This window comes from Mycobacterium persicum (assembly GCF_002086915.1).
In the GTDB taxonomy this organism is placed as follows: Bacteria; Actinomycetota; Actinomycetes; order Mycobacteriales; family Mycobacteriaceae; genus Mycobacterium; species Mycobacterium persicum.
Genome location: NZ_MWQA01000001.1, coordinates 5,390,104 through 5,414,552 on the forward strand (window position 1 = coordinate 5,390,104; position 24,449 = coordinate 5,414,552).

A 24,449-nucleotide genomic window follows, 5' to 3' on the forward strand; every position below is an offset into this window, starting at 1 on the left:
CCAGATTCGCCGACGACTCAACCCCTGTCATGCACGTCCCGCTGGTGCGGGGATAGAGCGGTGTCGAACAGGCGTTGTCGCGACACTATGAAAGGGCCGCAGGTAGCGCCTAGGGCCCATTGTCACCACCGGAGAGGCTTCAAATCCCTTGTGGCTGTGACCATCGTCCTTGCCTCGCGTCGGATCTGCCCCGCGGGCCCGGGTGCGCGGCCCCGCGAGATCGCCGGCCCCCGGCAGTCGGTGTCGGCATCGGGCCAAGCCGGGGCCGTGGTGGCGGTTCCGCCCGACGCGCGGGCGGTGTCGCGATCAGCTGACTCCTCGCCACCCCGAGCCGGACCGGATACTGGCGAACCCGGCCTTGCGGCGCGACACTGAACGGGTGACGTCAAAGCCGTCGGGCCTGGACCCGGCCGTCACTGAACGGATCGGTCGGCTCCTGCGTGCCCACGGCCTGCGGCGGATGCCCTCGCGGATTCAGGTGTTGGCCGTCCTCGAACCGGTCAACGGCCACCTGTCGGTGGCCGAGATTCATCAACGGCTGATCGCCTGCCTGCCCGCCGAGACCCAGCCGCCCGACCTGGCCACCGTCTACCGCACCGTGACCACCCTGGTCGACCAGGGAGTGTTGCACGCGTTGACCCTCGATGGCGGAGTAACCACCTACGGGCTGGCCACGGCGCCACACCACCATGCGGTGTGCACCCAGTGTGAGGCGATCATCGAAGTGCCCGCGCGGCAGCTGAGCTCGGCGCTGGAGCACGCGATGGCGGGCAGCTCGTTCGCGCTGTCGGAGCGGGCCGGTCTGACGTTGCGCGGTCTGTGCCCGGCGTGTCAGGACATCGTGCAGGATCTCGGCGACGCCACCGATCCGCGCCCTCCCCGGCGGCGCGATCCTGCGCAGCGCCGGCGCTGACGTCAGCGCAGGTTCAGCAATGCGTTTTCGACGACCTCGGGCAGCGCCGGGTGAATCCAGTACTGGCCGCGAGCCATTTGGGCTGCGGTGAGTCCGAAGCTCATCGCCTGGATCAGCGGCTGGATGATCGACGATGCTTGGTGGCCCATGATGTGAGCCCCCAGCAGGCGCCCGCTGCCGCGTTCGGCGATCAGCTTGAGGAACCCGGTGGTGTCTTCCATCGCCCAGCCATAACCGACGTCGCCGTAGTCCTGTATTGCGACGCAAATGTCGAAACCTCTTGCCACGGCTTCGTTTTCGGTCAATCCCACAGCAGCCAGCTGGGGATCGGTGAACACCGCCGCCGGTACGTAGCGATGGTCGGTAACGACCATCGACGCGGTATCGTCCCAGTCGCACAGCAGGTTATGTTGCACGACGCGGGCTTCGTGGTTGGCGACGTGCTTGAGCTGATAGGGCGACGAGACATCACCGAGCGCGAAGACATTACGAGCGGAAGTCCTTTGGTATTCGTCGACCACCACCCGGTCGTCGGCCACGTCGACGCCGGCCCGGTCGGCGTCCAACAGGTCGGCGTTGGACCTCCGGCCGGTCGCCACCAGCAGCAGATCCGCGTCGATGGTGGACCCGTCGTCGAGCGTGAGCGACAGGCCGGTTGCGCCATTTTCCCCGGCCACCACATTGCGATGGGTGCGCAGTTCCCATTTCGTCGACGCGATGCGGGTAAACCGTTCGCACAGCGTGTCGTCGCAATGCCGCAGCATGCAGCCGCCCCGGATCACCAAGGTGACGCGAACCCCGAACGCCGAGAAGACATGCGCGAATTCTGCTGCCACAAAACCACTTCCGACGATCACCAGATGCTTCGGCAACTCGGTGATGCGCATGACGGTGTCGCTGGTGTGGTACCTGACGCCGCAGGCCAGGATCGCCGGCGGAATCACCGGCCGCGAGCCGGCCGCGACCACCACCTGATCGGCGGTGAACTCGTCACCACCGTCGGTGCGCAACAGATAGCGCCCGTCGGCCTGGACACCGCCGAACCGGGTATGGGCGGGGTACACGTCGATGTTGCGCGCCGAGCGCCGATACTGCTCGCCGCCCATCGCGATCGGATCGATGCGCCCGAATACCCGGGAGACGATATCGTCCCAGCGCACCCCGTCGATGTGCGCGTCGACGCCGTACCGGCTGGCACCGCGGATGGTCTTGGCCACGTCTGCGGCGTAGACGAACATCTTGGTCGGTAGGCACCCGACGTTGAGGCAGGTGCCGCCGAAGGTGCCCTGCTCGCAGATCGCCACCCGTTTGTGCGCATAACGGTCGTCGAGAATGCTGTTGCCCGAACCGGTTCCGATGATCGCCAGGTCGTAGGTTTCCATTGAGGCGCTCACCCTTTCCCCGACGATGCCGAGGCGCCGGCGTCATCCAGTGTGCTGAGGTAGTGGTCCAACCAGTTGTCCAGGTGGCGATAGGCTAGCCGGCGCGGCTCCGGCAGCGACAAGAACACGTCGTGTTTGGCGTCCGGCACTGGAATGATGGTGCTGCGGTTGCCGATACAACCCGCCCAGCGTGCGATATGGGTGACGTCGAGCACCGCGTCGCCGCGTTGCAGGGCTGCCGGATCGGCGTTTTCGCGCACGGTGTGATCGGAACGAAGGATCAGGTTGGGCACACCGACGTCGAGCCCGCGATGTAGCCGTGCCTGGCCGCGACGGGTGGCATGGACCCAGCCAAAGGTGATCGGGAAGCCGCCCACGGGCTTCCACTGCAGGTTGTAGTCGAACTCACCGTCATAGTCGCGGTGCAGGGTGGTGCCGTATCCGCTCTCACGCGGTAGCCGGATCACCCTCTTGGGCCGCATCCGCGAGACGGCGGCGACCGCAGCCGCGGTGAGGCCCGAACGCAGGATCGCCGGCCCGTGCAGGTCGAGGAAGGGGCTGTTGAGTACCAGGCCACCGACCGCCGCGTGCGCTGTCGTGCTGCCCCGGCGCAACCGGTCCAGCCACAGCGAGACGATCAGCCCGCCGGCGGAATGTGCGTACACCAGAATCCGGGCGGTCCGCGTTTGCTCGCCGATGATCCGCAGGGCGTGCTCGAGTTCGGCGTCATAGTGAGCCAGATCGGTGGTGAAGTGCGGGGTCTGGCCGCCCTGGCGGGAGCGGCCGCACTTGCGGAGGTCCAGCGCATAAAAGGCGAAGCCGCGGCGCGCGAAGTGATCGGCCAGTTCGGTGTGGAAGAAGTAGTCGGTGTAGCCGTGCACGGCCAGGACAGCGTGATCGGTCTGGACGGGATCTCCGCGGCGGATCAGGGTCGCGACGACGTCGCCTTCACCGTCGGGGTCCGGTCCGAGCGGGATCGGGTGCTGCCAATAGCCGGGCAGGACGTCGGGCATCCAGCCAGTCACGGGGTCAGCTTAGAGCGTGGTCGGCCGAGATGTCGTGTGGCGCTGGACGGGACGGCGCGCCGGAGTTGCCCTCGCAGGTTGCTCCGGTCCCGGCCGCTCCGCACGCACCAGCCGCCGATACCGCCGCTGCCGCCCGCCCCACCATCGCCGGCCGTTCCCGGCATCCGCGGCACTCCCGTTCCGGCCGGGACCTGCGGAGGCTTTGCCGAACCGGTGGTGACCTCGGCTTGGCCGCCGCTGCCGGCGATTCCGCCGGAACCGAACCACCGGGCGTTGTCAGTTCCCCGCTCCCGGCGCTGCCACTGTTGACGTCGGGTCACCGCGGCCCCGCCGTGCCGCCGGCTTCGCCCGATGCCATCGAGCGCCCGCCGGAGCCGCCGGTGCCGCCGGCCGCGCTGATTTTCCCCCGCGGTTGCCGATCAACCCCGCGCGGCCGCCCGCGCCGGTGGCCTGGATAGGCCCGCCGCCTGGCGGTTTCGTCGGCGCCCTTACCCTTCAACGGCCGCCCCAATCAGCGCCCGGTGGGTGCGTTGACCGCGCCGAGCAGCTGCTGCTGACGAAGCGGCAACGGCGAGGGGCTCGTGCTTTCAGCGCTGGCATAGGCGCCTGCACCGGCGGCCAGGTTTGCATGGGCTGGTTGTCGAACGTCGTCGCCTGATCGGCCCTGGCCGGGTGCGTCACACGGCGGCGCGATGGCGGCCGAACTTCGTCAGCGCCGGCCGTGACCAGCTCCGTCGTTCGGGCCGCCTCCTCGGCGTTGGCGGCGGTGATCACCGACCCGATACTGGCGACGTCTCTTGCAGCGGCGTGACAATCACTTCCGCCGCGGCCGTCGGACCGACGGTTACGGCCAGCTCAACCGCGTGGTACAAGCGATGCCCTTTCCAAAAGTATTGGAGGTCAAGTGTTTTGGCTCATCTGGCGGAGTTGCGGTGCTACCGCGCCGCCTGTTCGTTGGTGGGTTATGCGGGGAGCTGGCCCGGAGTGCGGGCAAATCCCGGTATGCCGGCAACCTCGTGGTAGATCTTTCGATCCCTGCGCAGACCGGGACGCCGGGTAACGGTATGTCCTCCAAAATTCTTGCAGCGCAATGGCTTTCACGCGATCGAGGTCGCACCACGGCTTGGCGGCACGGGCCACGTCGTCACCGCATTGATCATCATTCGCAGCTTAGCTACGATCCGCTTACCGATCCGGTGAAAGGCGTGACATGCGAGGCATCTGGCTTCTCCCGGCGTTTGTTGCCGCATACTCCCGGCTTGCCGTTTTCAAGGCCAGTCCTGCCGGGACCGAGGGCGGCATGCGAATCTCCCGCAATAGTGATCGCCCGGCTGGTCCCGGACCGCAGAAATACTTCACCGGCGACGTCATCATGAAGCAGTTGTTCGGGCCGGTGGGCTCCTCGAACACGTTGGGTGGACAGATGACCTTCACCGCCTGTGCCCGGACCCTCTGGCACACTCATCCCGCCGGACAAACGCTGATCGTCACCTCCGGCACCGGTTGGGTGCAGGAATGGGGTGGCGCCAAACAGGAGATCCATGCGGGTGATGTGGTGTGGACCCCGCCGGGCGTCAAGCACTGGCATGGAGCCACCACCAGCGGCGAGATGACCCACATCGCCATCCAAGACATGGTCGACGGGCGCTTCATCGACTGCATGGAGCAGGTGAGTGACGAGCATTATCTGGGCTGATGTAGTTCGCGAACGAGTTGCTGCTCGCCACCCAATCGCTATCTGGCGGTAAGCAACCGGCTACAGCAGACCCCGGATACCATTCTGGCTGAACACCTGCCCACTGGCACCGGCGGCACCCGCCGCGGTGGCCACCAGCTCACCTTCGCCGCGGGTGCCCGCCGTATATGGCGCACTCATCCGGCCGGGCAGACACTGATTGTCACCTCCATCACCGGCTGGGTGCAGCAACAGGGCGGCGTTAGGCAACACATCGATCCCGGCGATGTGATCTGGACGCCGCCGGGAGTCAAACACTGGCATGGAGCTACCCCAAGCGTTGAGATGACCCACATCTCTTTGATGGGGCCATTCAAGAGGAAGTCGATGGGCGCTTCGTCGACTGGCTCGAGAAGGTAAGCGACGAACAATATCTAACTTGATTAGCGGGTTGATCGCCTCTTGCTGTTCTACACTGGCGTCCGGTCCGCTTGTCTTTGGGATAACCGTCCAACCGCGCGAGGTGAGGATCACCGCTTGTGACTGTGTTCACCGACGTCGAGATCGACTATCTGGCCAGCCAGCGGCTCGGCAGGCTTGCGACGCTTGCCCCCAAAGGATCACCCCAGGTGCGGCCGGTCCGCTTCCAGTACAACGCGGAGCTGGACACCATCGACATCGGCGGACGCGCGATGGCCGGCAGCCGCAAGCTTCGCAACGTCGAGAACGATCCCAGGGTGTCCTTCGTCATCGATGACCTCGCCTCCATCGATCCGTGGCGCCCTCGAGGGATCGAGATTCGCGGGCGGGCCGAGGCGCTGTCGGTGGACGGCGCGCAGGAGGGAGCCGGCGGTGCAATGATTCGCGTTCATCCCCGGCGGATCCTGGTGTGGGGACTGGATAGCGAATCCCCGGCTCTGCACGCACGCAACGTGACGAAAGACTGACCAACCCGGCTAGCCGGACCGGCGCACGGCATTCCGGCGAACGTCGTGCGCGGCGATGAGTGCGTTTCCGGCCACGATGCCAGGTGGCTCCCGTCGCCGGACGGAGGGGACGTCGGTGAGCCCGGCCGTCGGGATAACCTTGGGACCAGCACACCCGAGGGAAGGACCGACAATCCGGTGGCAAAGCTGGCCAGGGCTACTGATGTCGTGCTGGTGGGCGCGGGCATCATGAGCGCGACGCTGGGGGCGTTGCTCAAACGACTGGAACCCGATTGGTCGATCACCGTGATCGAACGGCTCGACGCCGTTGGTGCCGAGAGCAGCAGTCCGTGGAACAATGCCGGCACCGGCCATGCGGGACTGTGCGAAATGAACTACACCCCGGTCGGTCCTGGCGGCGCCATCGACGTCAGCAAAGCGGTCCTGATCAACGAGCAATTCCAGGTCACCCGACAGTTCTGGGCCTACGCCGCGGATAACGGCGTGTTGACCGACGTACGCGGCTTTCTCAATCCCGTCCCGCACGTGAGTTTCGTGCATGGCGCCGACGGCGTGGATTACCTGCGGCGCCGCCACGATGCGCTTGCCGGTAACCCGTTATTCTCCGGCGCCGAACTGATCGAGGACCCAGACGAGTTCGCCGGCCGGCTGCCCTTCATGGCCGCACAACGTGACTTCTCCGAGCCGGTCGCGCTCAACTGGGCTCGGGACGGCACTGACGTCGACTTTGGTGCACTGTCTCGCCAGCTCATCGCCTATTGCGTACGCAACGGCACCGCCGCGCTGTTCGGCCACGAGGTCCGTGACCTTCACCGCCAGCACGACGGCAGCTGGACATTGACAGTCAGCAACCGCCGTAGCGGCCAAAAGCACTTGTTGAACGCCAGATTCGTCTTCGTCGGGGCCGGCGGGGACGCGCTGTTGTTGTTACAGAGGTCGGGCATCACGGAGATCAAGGGCTTCGCTGGTTTTCCCATCGGAGGCCGCTTCCTGCGCAGCGACAATCCAGCGCTCACCGCCGCGCACCGGGCCAAAGTCTATGGGTTTCCGTCGCCGGGCGCGCCGCCTCTGGGAGCGCTGCACCTCGACCTGAGGTTCGTCAACGGTACGCCCTGGCTGGTGTTCGGGCCGTACCCGGGCTGGTCGCCAAAGTTCTTGAAACACGGCCGCTTCAGCGATCTACTCCGGTCGATCCGGCGCGACAATCTGCTGTCGCTGCTCGGCGTCGGCGTGACCGAACTGACCTTGCTGAACTATCTGCTCGGTCAGCTGCTGCTCTCGGCACCGGACCGCATCGACGCGCTACGTGAATTCGCCCCCAGCGCAGCGGATTCCGAATGGGAGCTGACGGTAGCCGGTCAGCGGGTGCAGGTGATCCGGCGCGACAAGCGCAAAGGTGGGGTGGTCGAGTTCAACACCACACTGGTCTGCGCCGCCGACGGGAGCATCGCCGGGCTGCTGGGAGGTTCGCCGGGTGCCTCGACGGCAGTGCCCATCATGTTCGAGGTTCTGCAGCGCTGCTTTGGCCACCGGTATCAATCGTGGCTGCCCACCCTCAAAGAGATGGTGCCGTCACTGGGAGCCAAGCTCTCCCAAGAGCCCGCGCTGTATGACGAAGTGTGGTCCTGGACCACCAAGGCGCTGCAGCTGGACGCCGCATGATCCACGCCGGCGGGGTAGGGCAACGCTTATGAGCGAGGCGCTGCGCCGAGCCTGGGCCAAAGACCTTGATGCACGAACCCTTTACGAGCTGCTCAAGCTGCGGGTGGAGGTTTTCGTGGTCGAGCAGGCCTGTCCATATCCCGAGCTGGACGGCCGCGATCTGCTCGCCGAGACCCGGCACTTCTGGCTGGAAATCCCTGACGGCGAGGTGATCTGCACCTTACGGCTGATGGAGGAGCACGCCGGAGGCGAGAAGACGTTCCGGATCGGCCGGCTATGTACCAGACGTGACGCGCGCGGTCAGGGGCATACCACCCGGCTGCTGCGTGCCGCTTTGGCCGAGGTTGGTGACTACCCGTGTCGGATCGACGCCCAGGTCTATCTGGCAGATATGTACGCGCAGCACGGATTTGTCCGCGACGGTGATGATTTCATCGACGACGGTATCCCGCATGTGCCGATGCTGCGGCCCGCATCCGGTCCGGCGGCGCACTCGTGAAGCCGTATCCGTTCAGCGCGATCGTCGGACATGACCACATGCGTCGTGCGTTGCTGTTGTGCGCCGTTCGCCCGGAGATCGGCGGGGTTCTTATCCGTGGGGAGAAGGGCACCGCGAAATCGACGGCCGTGCGCGGGCTTGCGGCGCTGCTTTCGGCGGCGACCGGGGGCGCCGGCGCCGGGCTCGTCGAGATGCCGTTGGGCGCCACCGAGGACCGCGTGGTGGGTTCACTGGACTTGCAGCGGGTCCTGCGTGACGGTGAGCACGCGTTTTCACCGGGCCTGCTGGCCCGTGCCCATGGCGGCGTGCTCTACGTCGACGAGGTCAATCTGCTGCATGACCATTTGGTCGACATTTTGCTCGACGCCGCCGCGATGGGACGGGTACATGTCGAACGCGACGGCATATCGCATTCGCATGAGTCCCGCTTCGTCCTGATCGGCACCATGAACCCCGAAGAGGGCGAACTTCGTCCGCAGCTGCTGGACCGGTTCGGTCTCACCGTTGACGTGCAGGCGTCGCGAGACGTCGACGTGCGCGTGGAGGTGATCCGGCAGCGGATGGCATACGAGGCCGATCCCGACGCGTTCGCCGAACGCTACGTCGAAGCCGACGCCGAACTAGCCCGCCAGATCGCTGCGGCGCGCGCTCTCGTCGACAAGGTTATGTTGCCGGACAACGAGTTACGGCGCATCGCGGCATTGTGTGCTGCCTTCGACGTCGACGGCATGCGCGCCGATCTGGTGGTGGCTCGCACGGCAGTCGCGCACGCGGCCTGGCGCGGTGCAGGCACTGTCGCGGAACAGGACATCCGGGTGGCCGCCGAACTGGCATTGCCGCATCGACGCCGTCGAGACCCCTTCGACGATCACGGTCTCGACCGCGACCAGCTCGATGAGGCGCTGGCGCTGGGGGCGCCACCCGCGAGCGGGGAAGCCGGTGTCGATCCCGAACCCGAGCCTGACCCGCCCGGTGGTGGTCAGTCCACCAACAACTCCGCGTCCCAACCGAATTCGAACGCAGCGCCAAAGCCGCCAAAGCCCAGCGCACCACCGTCGAAAATTTTCCGTACTCGCGCGCTGACTGTTCCGGGTGTCGGCGAGGGCGCACCCGGACGACGATCGCGGGCCCGCAACGCATCTGGCAGTGTGGTCGCAGCCGCCGATGGCAGCCACGCCGGCGGCCATGGATTGCATCTGTTTGCCACCGTGTTGTCGGCCGCAGAGCATGCGTCGAGCGCGGGGCCATTGCGGCTGCAGCCGGACGACGTGCGCCGCGCGGTCCGCGAGGGACGCGAGGGCAACCTGGTGATCTTCGTCGTCGACGCTTCGGGATCGATGGCCGCCCGCGATCGCATGGCCGCGGTCAGCGGCGCCACCATGTCGCTGCTGCGCGACGCCTATCAGCGGCGTGACAAGGTCGCCGTGATCACGTTTCGCCAGCACGCGGCCGGGTTGTTGCTGCCGCCAACGTCGTCGGCGCACATCGCCGGCCGGCGGCTGGCCCGGTTCGACACCGGCGGCAAAACCCCGCTCGCGGAAGGTCTGTTGGCCGCGCGCGAGCTCGTCGTCCGGGAGAAGGCCCGTGACCTCGCTCGCCGCGCCCTGGTGGTGGTGCTCACCGACGGACGGGCTACATCCGGGCTGGACCCGTTGGGCCGCAGTCGAATTGCCGCGGCTCGACTGGCCGCTGAGGGCGTGGCCGCCGTGGTCGTCGACTGTGAAACATCCTACGTACGGCTCGGATTGGCCGGGCAGCTGGCCCGTCAGCTGGGAGCGCCGGCGATTCGGCTCGAGCAGCTGCACGCCGAAAACTTGACGCGGGCCGTCCGTAACGTGGCTTGAAGCCGGGACTTGAGGCTGGAAAGGTAACCGCTTATGCCGCAGGGAAATCCGACTTTTGTCCCCGATGACGGTCTGACCACCAGGGCCCGGCGCAATCTGCCGGTGCTGGCGGTACATACCGGTGACGGCAAGGGAAAATCAACGGCAGCCTTCGGAATGGCGCTGCGCGCGTGGAACGTCGGGCTCGACGTCGCGGTATTCCAGTTCGTCAAGAGCGCCAAATGGAAAGTGGGCGAAGAAGCGGCGTTCCATCAGCTCGGTCGGCTCCACGACGAACAAGGGATCGGCGGAGCCGTCGAATGGCACAAGATGGGAGCGGGCTGGTCGTGGACGCGCAAATCGCGCATGGCCGGCAGCGACGTTGATCACGCCGCCGCGGCGGCGGACGGTTGGGCCGAAATCGCACGCCGGCTCGCGGAGCAACGCCACAACTTCTATGTGCTGGATGAGTTCACCTACCCGTTGAAGTGGGGTTGGCTTGACGTCGTCGATGTGGTGGAGGTGTTGCTGGCACGGCCCGGCCACCAACATGTCGTGATCACCGGTCGCGACGCACCACCTCGATTGATCGAGGCGGCCGATTTGGTGACCGAGATGACAAAGGTCAAACACCCGATGGATGTTGGCCGTAAGGGTCAGCAGGGCATCGAGTGGTGAAACCGTGACCCCGACACCGGCCCTGGTGATCGCCGCACCCGCCTCGGGCAGCGGAAAGACTACCATCGCAACGGGTTTGATGGGGGCCCTACGCCAAGGCGGTCACCGGGTCGCGCCCTTCAAGGTCGGTCCCGACTTCATCGATCCCGGTTACCACACCCTCGCCTCAGGGCGGGTCGGCCGCAACCTGGACCCGGTATTGGTGGGGGAGCAGCTCATCGGCCCGCTCTACGCGCACGGCACCGTCGGCGCCGACATCGCGGTGGTCGAAGGTGTGATGGGCCTGTTCGACGGGCGCACCGGTGAAGCGGTGAGCGGCCCGGCGGCGGGCTCCACCGCACACGTCGCAGGCTTGCTGGCGGCGCCGGTGGTCCTGGTGGTCGACGCGCGCGGCCAGAGCCACAGCATTGCCGCGCTGGTGCACGGCTTCACCACCTTCGACTCAGCGACCCGGATTGCCGGCGTCATCCTCAACCGGGTCGGGACGGCCAGGCATGAGCGTGTGCTGCGACAGGCGTGCGAGCAGGCCGGTGTCCCCGTGCTGGGCGCCATCCCCCGCATCGCTGAATTGGAGCTTCCGACAAGGTATCTGGGTCTCGTGACCGCCGTTGAGTATGGTCGCCAGGCCCGGCTGGCAGTCGAGGCGATGACGGCATTGGTCGCTCGGCACATCGATCTGAGCGCAATGGTCGCGGCCGCCGCAAGCCGCGTCGTCGCACCGCCGTGGGACCCGGTGTCGGCCGTCGGCGGGCCAGTGGATGGGCGCCCGACCGTTGCGATGGCGGCGGGCAAGGCCTTCAGCTTCGCCTACGCCGAACATGCCGAGCTGTTGCGGGCCGTCGGGGCCGATGTCGTCGAGTTCGACCCGCTCAATCAGGCACTGCCGGAAGGAACGAACGCCGTGCTGCTGCCGGGTGGATTCCCGGAGCAATTCGCGGCAGAGCTCTCCGCCAACGAGCTGGTCCGCGGCCAGCTCCAACACCTGGCGGCCGCGGGCGCCCCGGTACACGCCGAATGCGCCGGACTGATTTATCTGGTATCCGAACTGGATGGATACCCGATGTGCGGCGTGCTGGCCGGTTCGGCACGCTTTACCCAGCGCCTCACCCTGGGATACCGCGACGCCGTCGCGGTCGCCGATTCGCCGCTGTACTCGGTAGGCCGGCGGGTAGCCGGACACGAATTCCACCGCACCACCGTCACGTTCGCCGACAGCTACCAGCCGGCGTGGGTCTATCGGGGCTCCGGGCTTGACGATCACCCCGTGCGAGACGGCGTCGTGCATGGCGGTGTGCACGCGTCCTACCTGCACACGCATCCGGCTGCGACGCCGGAAGCAGTAGCGCGCTTCGTCGCACATGCCGCCGCCCGATCGTAGACGCCCGGCAAGATCCGCTGTGCCCGGCTCCGCCGGGCTGGCGATCACCACGGTGTTCGACGGGTGGTGATCCGCTGTGCCCGGCTCCGCCGGGCTGGCGATCACCACGGTGTTCGACGGGTGGTGATCCGCTGTGCCCGGCTCCGCCGGGCTGGCGATCACCACTAAGCTTGGCGGGTGACCGAGAGCCCTTACCTCGTCGGATTGCGACTGGCCGGCAAGAAGGTGGTCGTGGTCGGCGGGGGCAGTGTCGCCCAACGCCGTCTACCCCTTCTCATCGCGAGCGGCGCGGACGTGCACGTGATTTCCCGTAGCTTCACCCGCGCCGTCGAGGCGATGGAAGGCATCACGTTGGCGCTGCGCGAATACCGCGACGGCGACCTCGAAGAGGCCTGGTACGCGATAGCGGCCACCGACGACCCGGAGGTGAATGCGAGCGTCGTCGCCGAGGCCGATCGTCGGCAGATCTTCTGCGTCCGTGCCGACATCGCCGTCGAAGGAAGTGCAGTCACCCCGGCGACATTCAGCTATGCGGGCCTGTCGGTGGGCGTGCTGGCCGGCGGCGAACACCGCCGTTCGGCTGCTATCCGGTCTGCGATCCGCGAGGCGTTGCAACGCGGCGTCATCACCGTGGAAAGCCCCGTCAGCTCCGACGTCGTCCGCGGCGGGGTAGCGCTGGTCGGTGGCGGACCCGGCGACCCCGAATTGATCACCGTCCGGGGTCGTCGGCTGCTTGCCCAGGCAGATGTCGTGATCGCCGACCGCCTGGCGCCACCGGAGCTGCTCGCCGAGCTTCCCCCGCATGTGGAAGTCATCGACGCCGCCAAGATCCCCTACGGCCGGGCCATGGCCCAAGACGCAATCCACGCCACCATGATCGAACGGGCCAAGTCGGGCAGCTTTGTCGTCCGCCTCAAGGGCGGCGACCCGTTCGTGTTCGCCCGGGGCTATGAGGAAGTACTGGCATGCGCCGATGCCGGCATTCCGGTGACTGTGGTACCAGGTGTGACGAGCGCCATAGCAGTGCCTGCTTCCGCGGGTGTTCCGGTCACGCATCGGGCCACAAACCACGAGTTTGTCGTGGTCAGCGGCCATCTCCCGCCCGGTCACCCCGAATCGTTAGTGAATTGGAATGCTTTGGCAGCATTGTCCGGCACCATTGTTTTGCTGATGGCGGTGGAACGCATCGAGCTTTTCGTCGACGCGCTATTGAAAGGCGGCCGACCTGCGGAAACGCCGGTGCTGGTGGTTCAGCACGGAACGACGCCGGCTCAGCACACGTTGCGGGCGACCCTCGCCGACACGCCGGAAATGGTCCGCGCGGAGGGGATCCGACCTCCCGCGATCGTCGTCATCGGGGCTGTAGCAGCGTTCGGGGTTTAAACAATTCTTAAGATTACTGTAAGGTAACCCGTTATGACGGCTCTCAACGACACAGAGCGGGCTGCCCACAATTGGACGTCCGGACGGCAGGAGCGTCCGGCGTCGGCTCGCCCGGCGCGCTCGGCGGAGACCGCCTCGCAGCGCATCACCAGGTATTACCCAACCTGGCTGCCCTCCCGTCGCTTCATTGCCGCTGTCATCGCCATCGGCGGGATGCAGCTCTTGGCGACCATGGACAGCACCGTCGCCATCGTCGCGCTTCCTAAGATCCAGAACGAACTCAGCCTGTCCGACGCCGGCCGTAGCTGGGTGATCACCGCTTACGTGCTGACCTTCGGCGGGTTGATGCTGCTCGGCGGGCGCCTCGGCGACACCATCGGGCGCAAGCGGACCTTCATCGTCGGCGTCGCGCTGTTCACCATCTCCTCGGTGCTGTGCGCGGTCGCCTGGGACGAGGCCACGATGGTCATCGCTCGACTGTCTCAGGGCGTGGGGTCGGCCATCGCCTCACCGACCGGTCTGGCGCTGGTGGCGACCACGTTCCCGAAGGGACCGGCGCGTAACGCCGCCACGGCGGTGTTCGCGGCGATGACGGCGATCGGTTCGGTGATGGGCCTGGTGGTCGGCGGAGCGCTGACCGAGGTTTCGTGGCGGCTGGCGTTTCTGGTGAATGTGCCGATCGGCCTGGTGATGATCTACCTGGCCCGCACCGCACTGCGGGAAACCAACCGTGAGCGGATGAAGCTCGACGCGGCCGGCGCGATGCTGGCGACGCTGGCATGCACCGCTGCGGTCTTCGCCTTCTCGATGGGGCCGGAGAAGGGCTGGATCTCGGTGACCACCATCGGTTCGGGCGCGGTGGCTCTGGCTGCCGCACTCGCGTTCATCGTGGTGGAACGCACCGCCGAGAACCCCGTCGTGCCGTTTCACCTGTTCCGCGACCGCAACCGGTTGGTCACCTTCATCGCGATCTTCCTGGCCGGCGGTGTCATGTTCACGCTGACGGTGTGCATTGGCCTGTACGTGCAGGACATCCTGGGCTACAGCGCGCTGCGCGCCGGGGTCGGCTTCATCCCGTTCGTCATCGCGATGGGTATCGGCCTGGGCATTTCCTCGCAATTGGTGTCGCGGTTTTCGCCCCGGGTGCTGACGATCGCCGGGGGATACCTGCTAGTTCTGGCCATGCTGTACGGCTGGTTGTTCATGCACCGTGGCGTGGCGTACTTCCCCAACCTGGTAGTGCCCATCGTCGTGGGTGGGGTCGGCATCGGCATGGCGGTCGTCCCGCTGACCCTGTCGGCGATCGCCGGCGTGGGTTTCGACCAGATCGGCCCGGTATCGGCGATGACTCTGATGCTGCAGAGCTTGGGCGGGCCGCTGGTGCTGGCCGTCGTCCAGGCCGTGATCACGTCGCGCACGCTGTACCTGGGCGGTACCACCGGCCCGGTGAAGTTCATGAACGACGCTCAGCTGGCTGCGCTCGACCATGGCTACACCTATGGCCTGCTGTGGATCGCCGGAGCGGCCGTCATCGTCGGCGGGGCTGCGGTGTTGATCGGCTACACCCCGGCGCAGGTCGCCCACGCTCAAGAGGTCAAGGAAGCCATCGACGCCGGAGAGCTCTGACTCTGCCAACGTCAGCGCAGCGGCCACACGAGCTGGCGCAGATAGCCGTCAGGTTGGTCATCGTCGATGCCGTACTCGGCGGGCCAACGGCCCGTTGGTAGGTACAGAGTGCCGAACAGCGCGTCGATGATCGGGAATTCCGCGGCATAGTTGGTGTTGTAAGCCTGGGGCTGGCGTGCGTGGTGCCAGTGGTGGAACTGTGGGGTGGCAATAAGCCATCGCAGTGGGCCGCACGTCATTCGCAGGTTGGCGTGGATGAAGATGTCTTGAAACGTCAGCAGGATGACGATCGCGCCGAGGCTGACCCGACCGAACCCGAACGGGTACAGCGGCACCACCGCGGCCGAACGGATGGCTATCTGGTCGAGGGGGTGCAGGTGACCGGCGGCAAGCCAGTCCATCTCACGGACGCTGTGGTGGACGCGGTGGAATCGCCACAGCACCGGAACCTCGTGCATGGCGCGATGCCCCGCGTAGCCGCCAACGGCGGTAATCCCCAGGGCCGCAACGATTTGTACCCAACCCGGAGCCGCGGCAACGTTGCCGCGAAAGGCTGCCGGTACCAGGGCCTGCAGGACGGTGCCGACCACCGCGACCGCGCCGACGAGGCCAACCTTGCGCGCGGCCCCATTGACCAGATAGTGCACCACATCGGTGCGCCATCCCCGGCGCAGCACGTGGAGCGGGCGAAGTGCGAACAGCCGCTCGAGCGGGATGAAGATAATCGCCAGGATTGCCAGCTTGACCGCCATTTCACTGCGCACGCTCAATGCGACCAGCACCAGCGTCGAGGTGACCAGCATCAAAGCAATGCCGCCGGGACTAACTCCGTCTGATCCACGATCCTCAGCGGGGGGGACCGACGCGGAATTAGCGGCGCTCGCGACGATGGCCGGGCGGTCGGCCACGGCTACTGGCCATCCAATCCTGGCCAGCCTGCCCCACCCAACCAGGACGCCGGCCGACACGATGACAGCGGGCACTCCCAGGATCGGTCGTACGGTGGCGACCGCTATCGCGGTGATCAGAATCGCCGACTGAAGCGCCATGCCGGTCACCGTCAGCACGCGCGCACCCTGCAGCAGGCGGATCGCGTGCCAGCCAGCCACGGCCGCCGCCGCCACGAGAACTACCGCAAGCACCGTCGTACCGCGGTCAAGGTGCTCATGCCCGAATTTGGCGACGAAGGCTGCGGCGCCAACGAGCCCGATTAGTTCGGCGGAGTACAGCATTCCCAGTGCCGCCACCACCGGCCCGTCCCGATACTCGGGCTCAGTCCTGGTCAGCGCCGCGTTCATGCGCGACAAAGTATCTCTTGCAGCTGAGGAATAACTGAATCTTTCAGTCAGCGGAACGGCCGTCTCGACCGCGCCGGGGTTTGCCCCGCGGACAAAGTCGGCGATCGGTTCGGGAGGAAACCTTCCAGTGTGATCTGGATCTCAATACAATTGCTGGTCTGACAGTGCGCGTGGCGACGGGTCTGGGCGCCGGATGACCGGGATGCAGAGGTGGCCTGCGATGTCGTTTTTGATTGCGACTCCAGAGATGCTAGCTGCGGCGGCTTCGGACTTGTCGGGTATCAGTGGGGCGATCAATGCCGCCAACGCGGCGGCGGCTGGCCAGACCCTGGGAATACTGGCGGCCGGCGCCGACGAGGTGTCGGCGGCCGTTGCGGCCCTGTTCGGGGCGTATGCCCAGCAATATCAGGCGCTGAGCGCCCAGGCGACAAATTTTCATGACCAATTTGTGCAGGCTTTGAGCGCTGGCGGGCTCTCTTATGTCGCCGCCGAGGCCGCCAACGCTCAGCAAGCTTTGCTCACTGTGGTCAATGCGCCCACCCAGACGTTGTTGGGGCGGCCGTTGATTGGCGAGGGCACCGCTGGGGCGCTGGGTCAGCCGGGTGGAGCTGGCGGTTTGTTGTGGGGCAATGGCGGTGCCGGTGGGGCCGGTGTGGCGGGCCAGGCCGGCGGCCGCGGCGGGGACGCGGGGTTATGGGGCAGTGGTGGAGTTGGCGGCGCCGGCGGTAGCGGCGCGGCCGGCGGAGCGGGCGGGTCCGGCGGGTGGTTGTACGGCAACGGCGGGGCCGGCGGCATCGGTGGATCTGGCGCTGCCGGAGGTGACGGCGGGCGGGCGATGCTGGTGGGCAATGGCGGTGTGGGTGGGCAGGGTGGCGTTGGTGTGGCGGGCCTTAACGGCGGCATGGGGGGAACCGGCGGTATCGGTGGCAACGCCGGTCTGGTCGGCGATGGTGGGGCGGGCGGCCAGGGTGGCGTCGGCGCGGCCGGGCTCGACGCGGTCAACCCCACGCCCGGACCCGCGGCCACGGCAGGGGTGACGCCAGCCAATGTATTCGGCCCTGGCACTCAAACCGGGCAGGCCGGTGGCACCGGCTTCCCGGGCACGGCAGCCACGCCCACCGGCGGTTCCGGCGGCAACGGCGCCAGCGCCACAAGCAACTCTGACTTTGTCGGGAGGGCCTTCGGCGGCGCCGGCGGAGACGCGGGTATCGCGGCTGCCGGCGGGGCTGGTGGCAACGGCGGCAACGGCGGCAACGCGACGATCCAAGGCGGCGACGGCAACGTCTTCGCCGCGGGCGGCCTGGGTGGTGCCGGCAGCAACGGCGTCGCGCCCGGCAGCGCCGGCGGTAACGGTGGCAACGGCGGAGCGGCCACCCTGGTCGGCGGCAAACTCCCGAATGGTTTTGCCGGCAGCGGCGCCGGCGGTAACGGCGGCGACGGGGCAAGCAGCGCGTTATCCGGCGGTGCCGGGAGCACCGGCGGGACCGGCGGCGCCGGCGGCTCCGGCGGTCTGCTGTACGGCAACGGCGGTGCCGGTGGCGCCGGAGGTGTGGGTGGCACCGGCGGCGCGGGCGCTGCGGGCGGGGCCGGCGGCACCGGCGGTGACTCGGCCACTGCGTTGGCTTTCCAACGCGATGATCCATTCACCCTCGCAGGCGGAGTCGGCGGCGACGGTGGTGACGGCGCCAACGCGCTTGGTGTCGGCGGCCTCGGTGGCACCGGGGGTATGGGCGGTAACGGCGGCGCCGCCTCGCCGCTAATCGGCAACGGCGGTGCCGGCGGGAACGCCGGTGTTGGCGGCGCCGGGGGTGCCGGTGGCGCCGGGGGTGCCGGCGGCAACGGCGGGGTCGGCGGCAGTACAGAAGCTCGCAATAGCTTCCTCGGTTTCGGCAGCGGCGGTGGCGGCGGTGCCGGCGGCGATGGCGGCGGTGGCGGTGATGGCGGAGCGGGTGGCACCGGCGGGACACAGGGCGGAGTGGGCGGCCGCGCCGGGTTCTTGCTGGGCCTACCCGGCGCCGACGGCTCTGCTGGTGCCGGCGGTCCAGGCGGGACAGGCGGGGCGGGTGGCGCGGCCGGCACCGGGGGTCAGGGTGGCCAAGGGCTGGGTGGTGGCTCAAGCGGTGGCGCCGGCTCAGACGGTATCGCGGGCGCCGCCGGACAATCCGGCCCAGACGGCTGACCCGCCCCGTCCAAGGAATTGGCTTCGCCGTTGCGCCCGCAAAACGGACTGTGCGCGGGACAGCCGGACGCTCCACTGGCCATGGCGCAATGCGAATGCCGATGTGACGCAGCGCGGCAGACATTGCGCTGCAAAACCGGGAGAAGCCAACGCACCTATACGGCAACCGCGCGGGTCCGGCCGCCATAGCGGTCACTAGGCTTGCCGCCTGTGATCACCCGGATGTCCCAGCTGTTCCTGCGCACCCTGCGTGACGACCCCGCCGACGCCGAAGTGCCCAGCCACAAACTGCTGATCAGAGCCGGATATGTCCGGCCCGTCGCGCCGGGACTCTACAGCTGGCTGCCGCTGGGGCTGCGGGTACTGCGCAACATCGAGCGGGTCGTCCGCGAAGAGATGAACGCCATCGGCGGGCAGGAGATCTTGTTTCCCGCGCTGTTGCCACGAGCGCCCTACCAGACCACCAACCGGTGGACCGAATACGGCGACAGTGTTTTCCGGCTGCAGGACCGCCGCGGCAATGACTACTTGCTCGGGCCGACACACGAGGAGCTGTTCACCCTGACCGTGAAGGGCGAATACAACTCCTACAAAGATTTTCCGCTGGTCCTGTATCAAATTCAGAACAAATACCGCGACGAAGCCCGCCCGCGCGCCGGCATCCTGCGGGTCCGCGAATTCGTGATGAAGGACTCGTACTCCTTCGACATCGACAGCGCCGGCCTGAAGGCCGCCTACCACGCACACCGTGAGGCCTACCAGCGCATCTTCGAGCGGCTGCAAGTGCGCTACGTCATCGTCTCGGCGGTCTCGGGCGCCATGGGCGGCAGCGCCTCCGAAGAGTTCCTGGCCGAAAGCCCGGTCGGAGAGGACACCTTCGTCCGGTGTCCGGAGTCGGGTTATGCCGCCAACGTCGAAGCCGTCATCACCGCGCGCCCGGAGACCCGACCGATCGATGGACAACCCGAAGCGGTGGTCCACGACACCGGCGACACCCCGACCATCGCCACACTGGTCGCCTGGGCCAACCAGGCCGACCTGGGCCGTACGGTGACCGCCGCGGACACCCTGAAGAACGTCCTGGTCAAAGTCCGCCAACCCGGCAAGGACTGGGAGCTGCTGGCCATCGGAGTGCCCGGCGACCGCGAGGTCGACGACAAGAGGTTGAGCGCGGCCCTGGAACCGGCCGAATACGCCTTGCTCGACGACGACGACTTTGCCAGATACCCGTTCCTGGTCAAGGGCTACATCGGACCTAAGGCATTGCGCGACAACAATATTCGCTATCTGGTCGACCCGCGGGTGGTAGATGGCAGCAGCTGGATCACCGGGGCGGACGAACCAGGCCGGCATGTCGTCGGCCTGATTGCGGGTCGTGATTTCACCGCTGACGGCACCATCGAGGCTGCCGAGGTGCGCGAAGGCGATCCCTCTCCGGACGGTGCTGGCTCGCTCGTCATGGCGCGCGGCATCGAGATCGGACACATCTTCCAGCTCGGCCAGAAATACACCGACGCTTTCAGCGCCGACGTGCTCGGCGAAGACGGCAAGCCGGTACGGCTGACCATGGGCTCCTATGGCATTGGGGTATCGCGGCTGGTCGCCGTCGTCGCCGAACAACACCACGACGAGCTGGGCTTGCGCTGGCCGCCGGCGATCGCGCCGTTCGATGTTCACCTGGTGATCGCCAACAAGGACGCGGAGGCGCGCACCGGAGCCGTCGCACTGGCCGCCGAACTGGATCAACTGGGGGTCGGGGTGCTGCTCGACGACCGTCAGGCCTCGCCCGGTGTCAAGTTCAAGGACGCCGAACTGCTGGGAATGCCCAAGATAGTCGTGGTGGGGCGCGGCTGGGCGGATGGCGTGGTCGAGCTGCGCGACCGGTTCACCGGTCAGACCCGCGCGCTGGCCGCTGGCGCCTCGCTGGCAACCGATATCGCGGCAGCCATCAGCGGTTAGCTATTCGTTGCCGCCCGGGAACGAAGCCGTGATCGGCCAGGCTCCCAGGACCTTGTTCCACCGGGCGGCCATCACCGCGCTCTGGGTCAAAGCCGTCGACGCGAACGCCCGGTCATCGGCTGTCTCGGCATGCTCGACGACGGCACGCCACGCGGTCGCGCCGTCGTTCTCCATGCGCGCGGCCAGCCGAGCCGCATCGGCTGGGCTGCCCACGTCATTGGGCAACTGGTAACCCGCCGCGGCCACCGGCGCGGCGACCTTGCGGGCGGCCAGCATCGCGATGACGTCGTCACGGCGTTGGCGATGTTGGTTCAACGCTTCTACCACCAAGTCGTTGACGCTGGGCGGCGAGAGCGCCGACACAATGCCATACCCGTAGATGGTCGCGTGCTCGACGGCGAGGGCGTCGCTCAGCGCCGCGGTGTCGGCATCTTTGCCGGCGGGCGACCGTTTGGGGCTGGCCCCGAAGCTCGGTTCGGACGAGGTCATATGGAGGGTCCCCCGGGCATCAGGGCCACCGTGTAGGACGCCGTACAGGAAGCGGCGATGGAGGCGAGCAGACCCGCGCGGTAGCCCGATGAGGTGGCAACCAGGCGACTGGCGTCCTCGGCCGACTTGCGCAGCGAATCCACCACGTCGGACACCGGCGGTGGCGGTGGCGGGGGTTCGGTGCCCGTGGGGCTGGGGCTGGCGCTCGAGCTACTCGTTTCGCTGGTGGCGGACACCAGCTTGCCCGCGGCTCGGGCGATCTCGGTGGCCAGGGCCCGGGCATGCGCGCCGCGTTGGCTGGCCACCACCGTCAGCGCAGCGGCGACCTGCGGTGGATTGCCGATTGCGGCCGCGGCGGCCGACGCCAGCGCGCTGTCGCGTCGGGCCTGCTCCAAGGGCGCCAGGAGCTCATCGACCGCGGGCGGTTTGGGGGCGGACTCGCCGCAGGCGGACACGACCACCCCGAGTGCCGCGAGAGCGGCACCGCCGGCGAGCACGCCCCGCCTGTTGACGACAGGTACTGCTCTTGGCACAGCAACATCCTGCCATCACCAACGAGCTGCGCACGACAAGGGAGGACCACGATCCGGGGAGGTGAAACCTCCACGACCTGATCACGACGGCATCGGCGGTTCCTGGCGTATCGTGGATAGCTGGTTCCCTGTGGATCGCCGACGATTGGGCGCCGGCGGGCCGGGGGAACCGCCCTGGCAGCGAAATCCGCCAGATGACCGGACAACTCAAGATGAGGAGCTCGCCGTGACCACCGGGCTACCTTCGCAGACGCAGGTGATCGAGCTACTCGGTGGGGCATTTGCGTGCGCCGGCTACGAGATCGAGGACGTGGTCATCGACACCCGCGCCCACCCACCGCGGATCACGGTGGTCGCCGATGGCGACGCCGCACTCGACCTGGACACCATCGCCGCCCTGTCGCGCTCCGCGTCGGCTTTGCTGGACGGCCTGGACACCATCCGCGACAGGTACGTTCTCGAAGTCAGCTCGCCCGGTGTCGAACGACCGCTGACCAGCGAAAAACACTTCCGCCGCGCCCGCGGTCGCAAGGTCGAACTCGAATTGTCCGACGGATCCCGGCTGACCGGCCGGGTCGGCGAACTGACCGGTGACACCGTGGCGCTGGTGGTCCGGCAGGGCCGGGACTGGGCGGTGCGCCAGATTCCACTGGCGCAGGTCCTGAAAGCTGTTGTCCAAGTGGAGTTTTCACCGCCGGCCCGAGCCGAGCTCGAATTGGCGACGGCGGGCGGGGCCGCTGGTACGGAGGCCGAATCATGAACATCGACATGGCCGCGCTGCACGCGATTGAGGTCGACCGGGGTATCTCGGTCAACGAATTGCTCGAAACCATCAAATCCGCGCTGCTCAGCGCCTACCGGCACACCCAGGGTCACCAGACCGACGCTCGCATCGAGATCGACCGTAAGAGCGGCGTCGTCCGGGTGATCGCCCGTGAGCTGGACGACGAGGGAAACCTCATCAGCGAATGGGATGACACCCCGGAGGGTTTCGGCCGCATCGCGGCGACGACAGCTCGTCAGGTGATGTTGCAGCGATTCCGCGACGCCGAGAACGAGCGCACATACGGCGAGTTCTCGACCCGGGAGGGTGAGATTGTCGCGGGTGTGATTCAGCGCGACAGCAGGGCCAACGCCCGCGGTCTGGTAATCGTCCGGATGGGAAGCGAGACCAAGGCCTCCGAGGGCGTGATCCCCGCCGCCGAACAGGTCCCCGGCGAGAGTTACGAGCACGGCAACCGGCTGCGTTGTTACGTGGTCGGCGTGAGCCGTGGTGCCCGCGAGCCGCTGATCACGTTGTCGCGCACCCACCCCAACCTGGTACGCAAGCTGTTCTCCCTGGAAGTTCCCGAGATTGCCGACGGGTCGGTGGAGATCGTTGCGGTGGCTCGCGAGGCCGGCCATCGGTCCAAGATCGCGGTGCGCTCGAACGTCCCGGGTCTCAATGCCAAAGGTGCCTGCATCGGCCCCATGGGCCAGCGGGTGCGCAACGTGATGAGCGAACTGTCCGGCGAGAAGATCGACATCATCGACTACGACGAGGATCCCGCGCGCTTCGTGGCCAACGCGTTGTCGCCCGCGAAGGTGGTCTCGGTGTCGGTGATCGACCAGAATGCGCGGGCCGCCCGCGTGGTGGTGCCCGACTTCCAGTTGTCGCTGGCAATCGGTAAGGAGGGGCAGAACGCGCGGCTGGCCGCTCGGCTCACCGGATGGCGCATCGACATCCGCGGCGATTCACCGGGACACCCGGCGGGTCACCCTGAGCAGGGCGCCAGCCGCGGAATGGCACACGATCGCTAGCGTCGGCGTCGGAACCATAACGCCATCCCCGGGTGGTTCTGGCGGCCGGTTCGGTGACGCTAGACTTAGCCGTGATCCAGCGCGAGCCTTCGGTGGCGGCGCACAGATGTTCCGACCGTCCCAGCGGACCGGTGCGGACGTGCGTCGGGTGCCGGAAGCGAGAGTTGGCCGTCGAACTGCTTCGAGTGGTGGCTGAGTCAACGGGGAACGGCAACTACGCCGTGATCGTTGACCTAAGCAGAAGGCTGCCGGGGCGGGGTGCATGGCTGCATCCCGAACCGCAGTGCCTACAACAAGCAATTCGGCGGAGGGCTTTCACCAGAGCGCTGCGCATCACCGGTGCGCCGGATATCTCAGCGGTGGTCGAACACATCAGTGGATTTCCCACTGAGCAACAGAACAGGCAGCAACGAACATGAGCACACCGTGAAGTCCCGATGACAATGTGTCATAGCTAAACCCGAGGCGCGGCCTACAACTGTCGTCGCCTCATAGACAGGAGATGTAGTGGCAGGTAAGGCCCGCGTACACGAGTTGGCCAAGGAACTCGGTGTTACCAGCAAGGAAGTGCTCGCCCGACTGAGTGAACAGGGCGAATTCGTCAAATCCGCATCGTCGACAGTAGAAGCGCCGGTCGCCCGCCGGCTGCGTGAATCGTTCGGTGGCGCCAAGCCGGCCCCCGAAAAGGCCCCCGCCAAGGGCCCGGAGAAAGGCCCCGATCGGGCTGTCGCCAAGGCCCCCGTGGCCGGACCGGGCACAGATGGTGGCAAAGCCGCAGACCAGTCCCTTGACCAAGCCCTCGACAAGGCGATTGCCAAGGCGGCCGGCAACGGCGCGCCGACGGCCGTCACACCCGATAGGGCCGCCGACTCGGGCAACACAGCAACTTCGCCCACCCGAGCCACGCCCCGCCCGCCGGCTGCCACCGCGACTCCCGCGCCTCCGAAGGCGCCGCAACCCGGACAACCGGTGACGCCGCCGCCGGGACAGCCCAGCTCCCCGGCGCCCCACCCCGGCATGGCTCCCGGCGCGCGTCCCGGACCGGCTCCCAAGCCCGGCGTCCGGGCCCCGCGTGTCGGCAACAACCCGTTCTCCTCGGCGCAACCGGCCGAACGGCCCATCCCGCGTCCGCCGGCTCCGCGCCCCGGGGCGCCGCGACCTGGGGCACCGCGTCCGGGCGCCTCGCCCGGCAGTATGCCG

23 protein-coding genes are annotated in these 24,449 nt (G+C 67.4%); 16 read left to right on the plus strand and 7 right to left on the minus strand.

What is annotated here, in order from left to right; all coding sequences use genetic code 11:
* Window positions 1–379: 379 nt before the first annotated feature.
* Window positions 380–913, plus strand: a complete 534-nt coding sequence (locus B4U45_RS24440; RefSeq protein ID WP_075548550.1) for a Fur family transcriptional regulator — start codon at window positions 380–382, stop codon at window positions 911–913.
* Window positions 914–915: 2 nt separating this feature from the next.
* On the opposite strand, the gene mtr is transcribed toward B4U45_RS24440, so the two are convergent.
* From mtr to B4U45_RS30580, 3 genes are all read right to left on the minus strand, one after another.
* Window positions 916–2,295, minus strand: coding sequence for a mycothione reductase (mtr, locus tag B4U45_RS24445; RefSeq protein ID WP_075548551.1), 1,380 nt, complete (start codon window positions 2,293–2,295; stop codon window positions 916–918).
* Window positions 2,296–2,303: 8 nt separating this feature from the next.
* Window positions 2,304–3,320, minus strand: coding sequence for an alpha/beta hydrolase (locus B4U45_RS24450; RefSeq protein WP_089025159.1), 1,017 nt, complete (start codon window positions 3,318–3,320; stop codon window positions 2,304–2,306).
* Between the two features lie 495 nt (window positions 3,321–3,815).
* A complete protein-coding gene (locus tag B4U45_RS30580) occupies window positions 3,816–4,094 on the minus strand; it encodes a hypothetical protein (protein ID WP_158006372.1) in 279 nt (92 codons plus the stop codon).
* Between the two features lie 436 nt (window positions 4,095–4,530).
* Here B4U45_RS30580 and B4U45_RS24460 point away from each other — a divergent pair, with 436 nt between their 5' ends.
* Window positions 4,531–5,016 carry a (R)-mandelonitrile lyase gene (locus B4U45_RS24460; RefSeq protein WP_198929542.1) on the plus strand — a complete coding sequence of 162 codons (486 nt, stop codon included), beginning with the start codon at window positions 4,531–4,533 and terminating at the stop codon, window positions 5,014–5,016.
* Window positions 5,017–5,076: 60 nt separating this feature from the next.
* Here the strand turns inward: B4U45_RS24460 and B4U45_RS24465 are convergent, their stop codons facing one another.
* Window positions 5,077–5,319 (minus strand): hypothetical protein, encoded by a 243-nt coding sequence (locus B4U45_RS24465; protein WP_131808338.1) that lies wholly within the window; start codon window positions 5,317–5,319, stop codon window positions 5,077–5,079.
* A 215-nt stretch (window positions 5,320–5,534) separates the two neighbouring features.
* Here B4U45_RS24465 and B4U45_RS24470 point away from each other — a divergent pair, with 215 nt between their 5' ends.
* The 8 genes from B4U45_RS24470 (at window position 5,535) to B4U45_RS24505 (ending at window position 14,991) form a co-directional block, all read left to right on the plus strand.
* Window positions 5,535–5,942 carry a PPOX class F420-dependent oxidoreductase gene (locus B4U45_RS24470; protein WP_075548555.1) on the plus strand — a complete coding sequence of 136 codons (408 nt, stop codon included), beginning with the start codon at window positions 5,535–5,537 and terminating at the stop codon, window positions 5,940–5,942.
* A 177-nt stretch (window positions 5,943–6,119) separates the two neighbouring features.
* Entirely contained in the window at window positions 6,120–7,604 is a 1,485-nt protein-coding gene (gene mqo / locus B4U45_RS24475; protein WP_075548556.1) for a malate dehydrogenase (quinone), read from the plus strand.
* A gap of 28 nt (window positions 7,605–7,632) precedes the next feature.
* The gene (locus B4U45_RS24480) at window positions 7,633–8,103 is read left to right on the plus strand and encodes a GNAT family N-acetyltransferase (protein ID WP_075548557.1); all 471 of its coding nucleotides are present in this window, start codon (window positions 7,633–7,635) and stop codon (window positions 8,101–8,103) included.
* A complete protein-coding gene (locus B4U45_RS24485) occupies window positions 8,100–9,947 on the plus strand; it encodes a magnesium chelatase subunit D family protein (RefSeq protein WP_075548558.1) in 1,848 nt (615 codons plus the stop codon). The genes B4U45_RS24480 and B4U45_RS24485 overlap by 4 nt, the downstream gene beginning before the upstream one ends.
* Window positions 9,948–9,980: 33 nt before the next feature.
* The gene (cobO, locus tag B4U45_RS24490; RefSeq protein WP_075548559.1) at window positions 9,981–10,604 is read left to right on the plus strand and encodes a cob(I)yrinic acid a,c-diamide adenosyltransferase; all 624 of its coding nucleotides are present in this window, start codon (window positions 9,981–9,983) and stop codon (window positions 10,602–10,604) included.
* 4 nt (window positions 10,605–10,608) lie between these two features.
* On the plus strand, window positions 10,609–11,982 hold the full coding sequence (locus tag B4U45_RS24495) for a cobyrinic acid a,c-diamide synthase CobB (protein WP_240316615.1): 1,374 nt from the start codon (window positions 10,609–10,611) through the stop codon (window positions 11,980–11,982).
* Window positions 11,983–12,159: 177 nt separating this feature from the next.
* Window positions 12,160–13,365 (plus strand): uroporphyrinogen-III C-methyltransferase, encoded by a 1,206-nt coding sequence (gene cobA, locus B4U45_RS24500; RefSeq protein ID WP_075548561.1) that lies wholly within the window; start codon window positions 12,160–12,162, stop codon window positions 13,363–13,365.
* Between the two features lie 33 nt (window positions 13,366–13,398).
* Window positions 13,399–14,991, plus strand: coding sequence for an MFS transporter (locus tag B4U45_RS24505; RefSeq protein ID WP_075548562.1), 1,593 nt, complete (start codon window positions 13,399–13,401; stop codon window positions 14,989–14,991).
* A gap of 11 nt (window positions 14,992–15,002) precedes the next feature.
* Here B4U45_RS24505 and B4U45_RS24510 read toward each other — a convergent pair whose 3' ends face one another.
* Window positions 15,003–16,289: a sterol desaturase family protein gene (locus tag B4U45_RS24510; RefSeq protein ID WP_083154602.1), complete on the minus strand. Its 1,287-nt coding sequence runs from the start codon at window positions 16,287–16,289 to the stop codon at window positions 15,003–15,005.
* Between the two features lie 220 nt (window positions 16,290–16,509).
* Here B4U45_RS24510 and B4U45_RS24515 point away from each other — a divergent pair, with 220 nt between their 5' ends.
* Window positions 16,510–18,468, plus strand: a complete 1,959-nt coding sequence (locus tag B4U45_RS24515) for a PE family protein (protein ID WP_219859530.1) — start codon at window positions 16,510–16,512, stop codon at window positions 18,466–18,468.
* A gap of 210 nt (window positions 18,469–18,678) precedes the next feature.
* Window positions 18,679–20,427 carry a proline--tRNA ligase gene (locus tag B4U45_RS24520; RefSeq protein ID WP_075549883.1) on the plus strand — a complete coding sequence of 583 codons (1,749 nt, stop codon included), beginning with the start codon at window positions 18,679–18,681 and terminating at the stop codon, window positions 20,425–20,427.
* Here B4U45_RS24520 and B4U45_RS24525 read toward each other — a convergent pair whose 3' ends face one another.
* Together B4U45_RS24525 and B4U45_RS24530 are read right to left on the minus strand one after the other, a co-directional pair.
* On the minus strand, window positions 20,428–20,916 hold the full coding sequence (locus tag B4U45_RS24525) for a ferritin-like domain-containing protein (protein WP_075549882.1): 489 nt from the start codon (window positions 20,914–20,916) through the stop codon (window positions 20,428–20,430).
* Entirely contained in the window at window positions 20,913–21,449 is a 537-nt protein-coding gene (locus B4U45_RS24530) for a hypothetical protein (RefSeq protein WP_075549881.1), read from the minus strand. The genes B4U45_RS24525 and B4U45_RS24530 overlap by 4 nt, the downstream gene beginning before the upstream one ends.
* A gap of 226 nt (window positions 21,450–21,675) precedes the next feature.
* Between B4U45_RS24530 and rimP the strand changes: the two genes are divergently transcribed.
* The 4 genes from rimP to B4U45_RS29605 all read left to right on the plus strand — a co-directional run.
* Entirely contained in the window at window positions 21,676–22,209 is a 534-nt protein-coding gene (gene rimP / locus B4U45_RS24535; protein ID WP_075549880.1) for a ribosome maturation factor RimP, read from the plus strand.
* Window positions 22,206–23,249, plus strand: coding sequence for a transcription termination factor NusA (gene nusA / locus B4U45_RS24540; protein ID WP_075549879.1), 1,044 nt, complete (start codon window positions 22,206–22,208; stop codon window positions 23,247–23,249). The genes rimP and nusA overlap by 4 nt, the downstream gene beginning before the upstream one ends.
* A gap of 188 nt (window positions 23,250–23,437) precedes the next feature.
* Complete coding sequence (locus B4U45_RS30585; RefSeq protein WP_371687060.1) at window positions 23,438–23,668, plus strand: YlxR family protein; 231 nt, start codon at window positions 23,438–23,440, stop codon at window positions 23,666–23,668.
* Window positions 23,669–23,756: 88 nt separating this feature from the next.
* A partial coding sequence (locus B4U45_RS29605; RefSeq protein ID WP_244899389.1) for a translation initiation factor IF-2 N-terminal domain-containing protein occupies window positions 23,757–24,449 on the plus strand: 693 nt, incomplete at its 3' end.

What these genes read in the sequence shown, in the direction of transcription:
- mtr (WP_075548551.1), bottom strand. Translation starts at nt 2,295, where the DNA reads ATGGAAACCTACGACCTGGCGATCATCGGAACCGGTTCGGGCAACAGC.
- B4U45_RS24460 (WP_198929542.1), top strand. Translation starts at nt 4,531, where the DNA reads ATGCGAGGCATCTGGCTTCTCCCGGCGTTTGTTGCCGCATACTCCCGG.
- B4U45_RS24465 (WP_131808338.1), bottom strand. Translation starts at nt 5,319, where the DNA reads ATGCCAGTGTTTGACTCCCGGCGGCGTCCAGATCACATCGCCGGGATC.
- B4U45_RS24480 (WP_075548557.1), top strand. Translation starts at nt 7,633, where the DNA reads ATGAGCGAGGCGCTGCGCCGAGCCTGGGCCAAAGACCTTGATGCACGA.
- cobO (WP_075548559.1), top strand. Translation starts at nt 9,981, where the DNA reads ATGCCGCAGGGAAATCCGACTTTTGTCCCCGATGACGGTCTGACCACC.
- B4U45_RS24505 (WP_075548562.1), top strand. Translation starts at nt 13,399, where the DNA reads ATGACGGCTCTCAACGACACAGAGCGGGCTGCCCACAATTGGACGTCC.
- B4U45_RS24510 (WP_083154602.1), bottom strand. Translation starts at nt 16,289, where the DNA reads ATGAACGCGGCGCTGACCAGGACTGAGCCCGAGTATCGGGACGGGCCG.
- B4U45_RS24515 (WP_219859530.1), top strand. Translation starts at nt 16,510, where the DNA reads ATGTCGTTTTTGATTGCGACTCCAGAGATGCTAGCTGCGGCGGCTTCG.
- B4U45_RS24525 (WP_075549882.1), bottom strand. Translation starts at nt 20,916, where the DNA reads ATGACCTCGTCCGAACCGAGCTTCGGGGCCAGCCCCAAACGGTCGCCC.
- nusA (WP_075549879.1), top strand. Translation starts at nt 22,206, where the DNA reads ATGAACATCGACATGGCCGCGCTGCACGCGATTGAGGTCGACCGGGGT.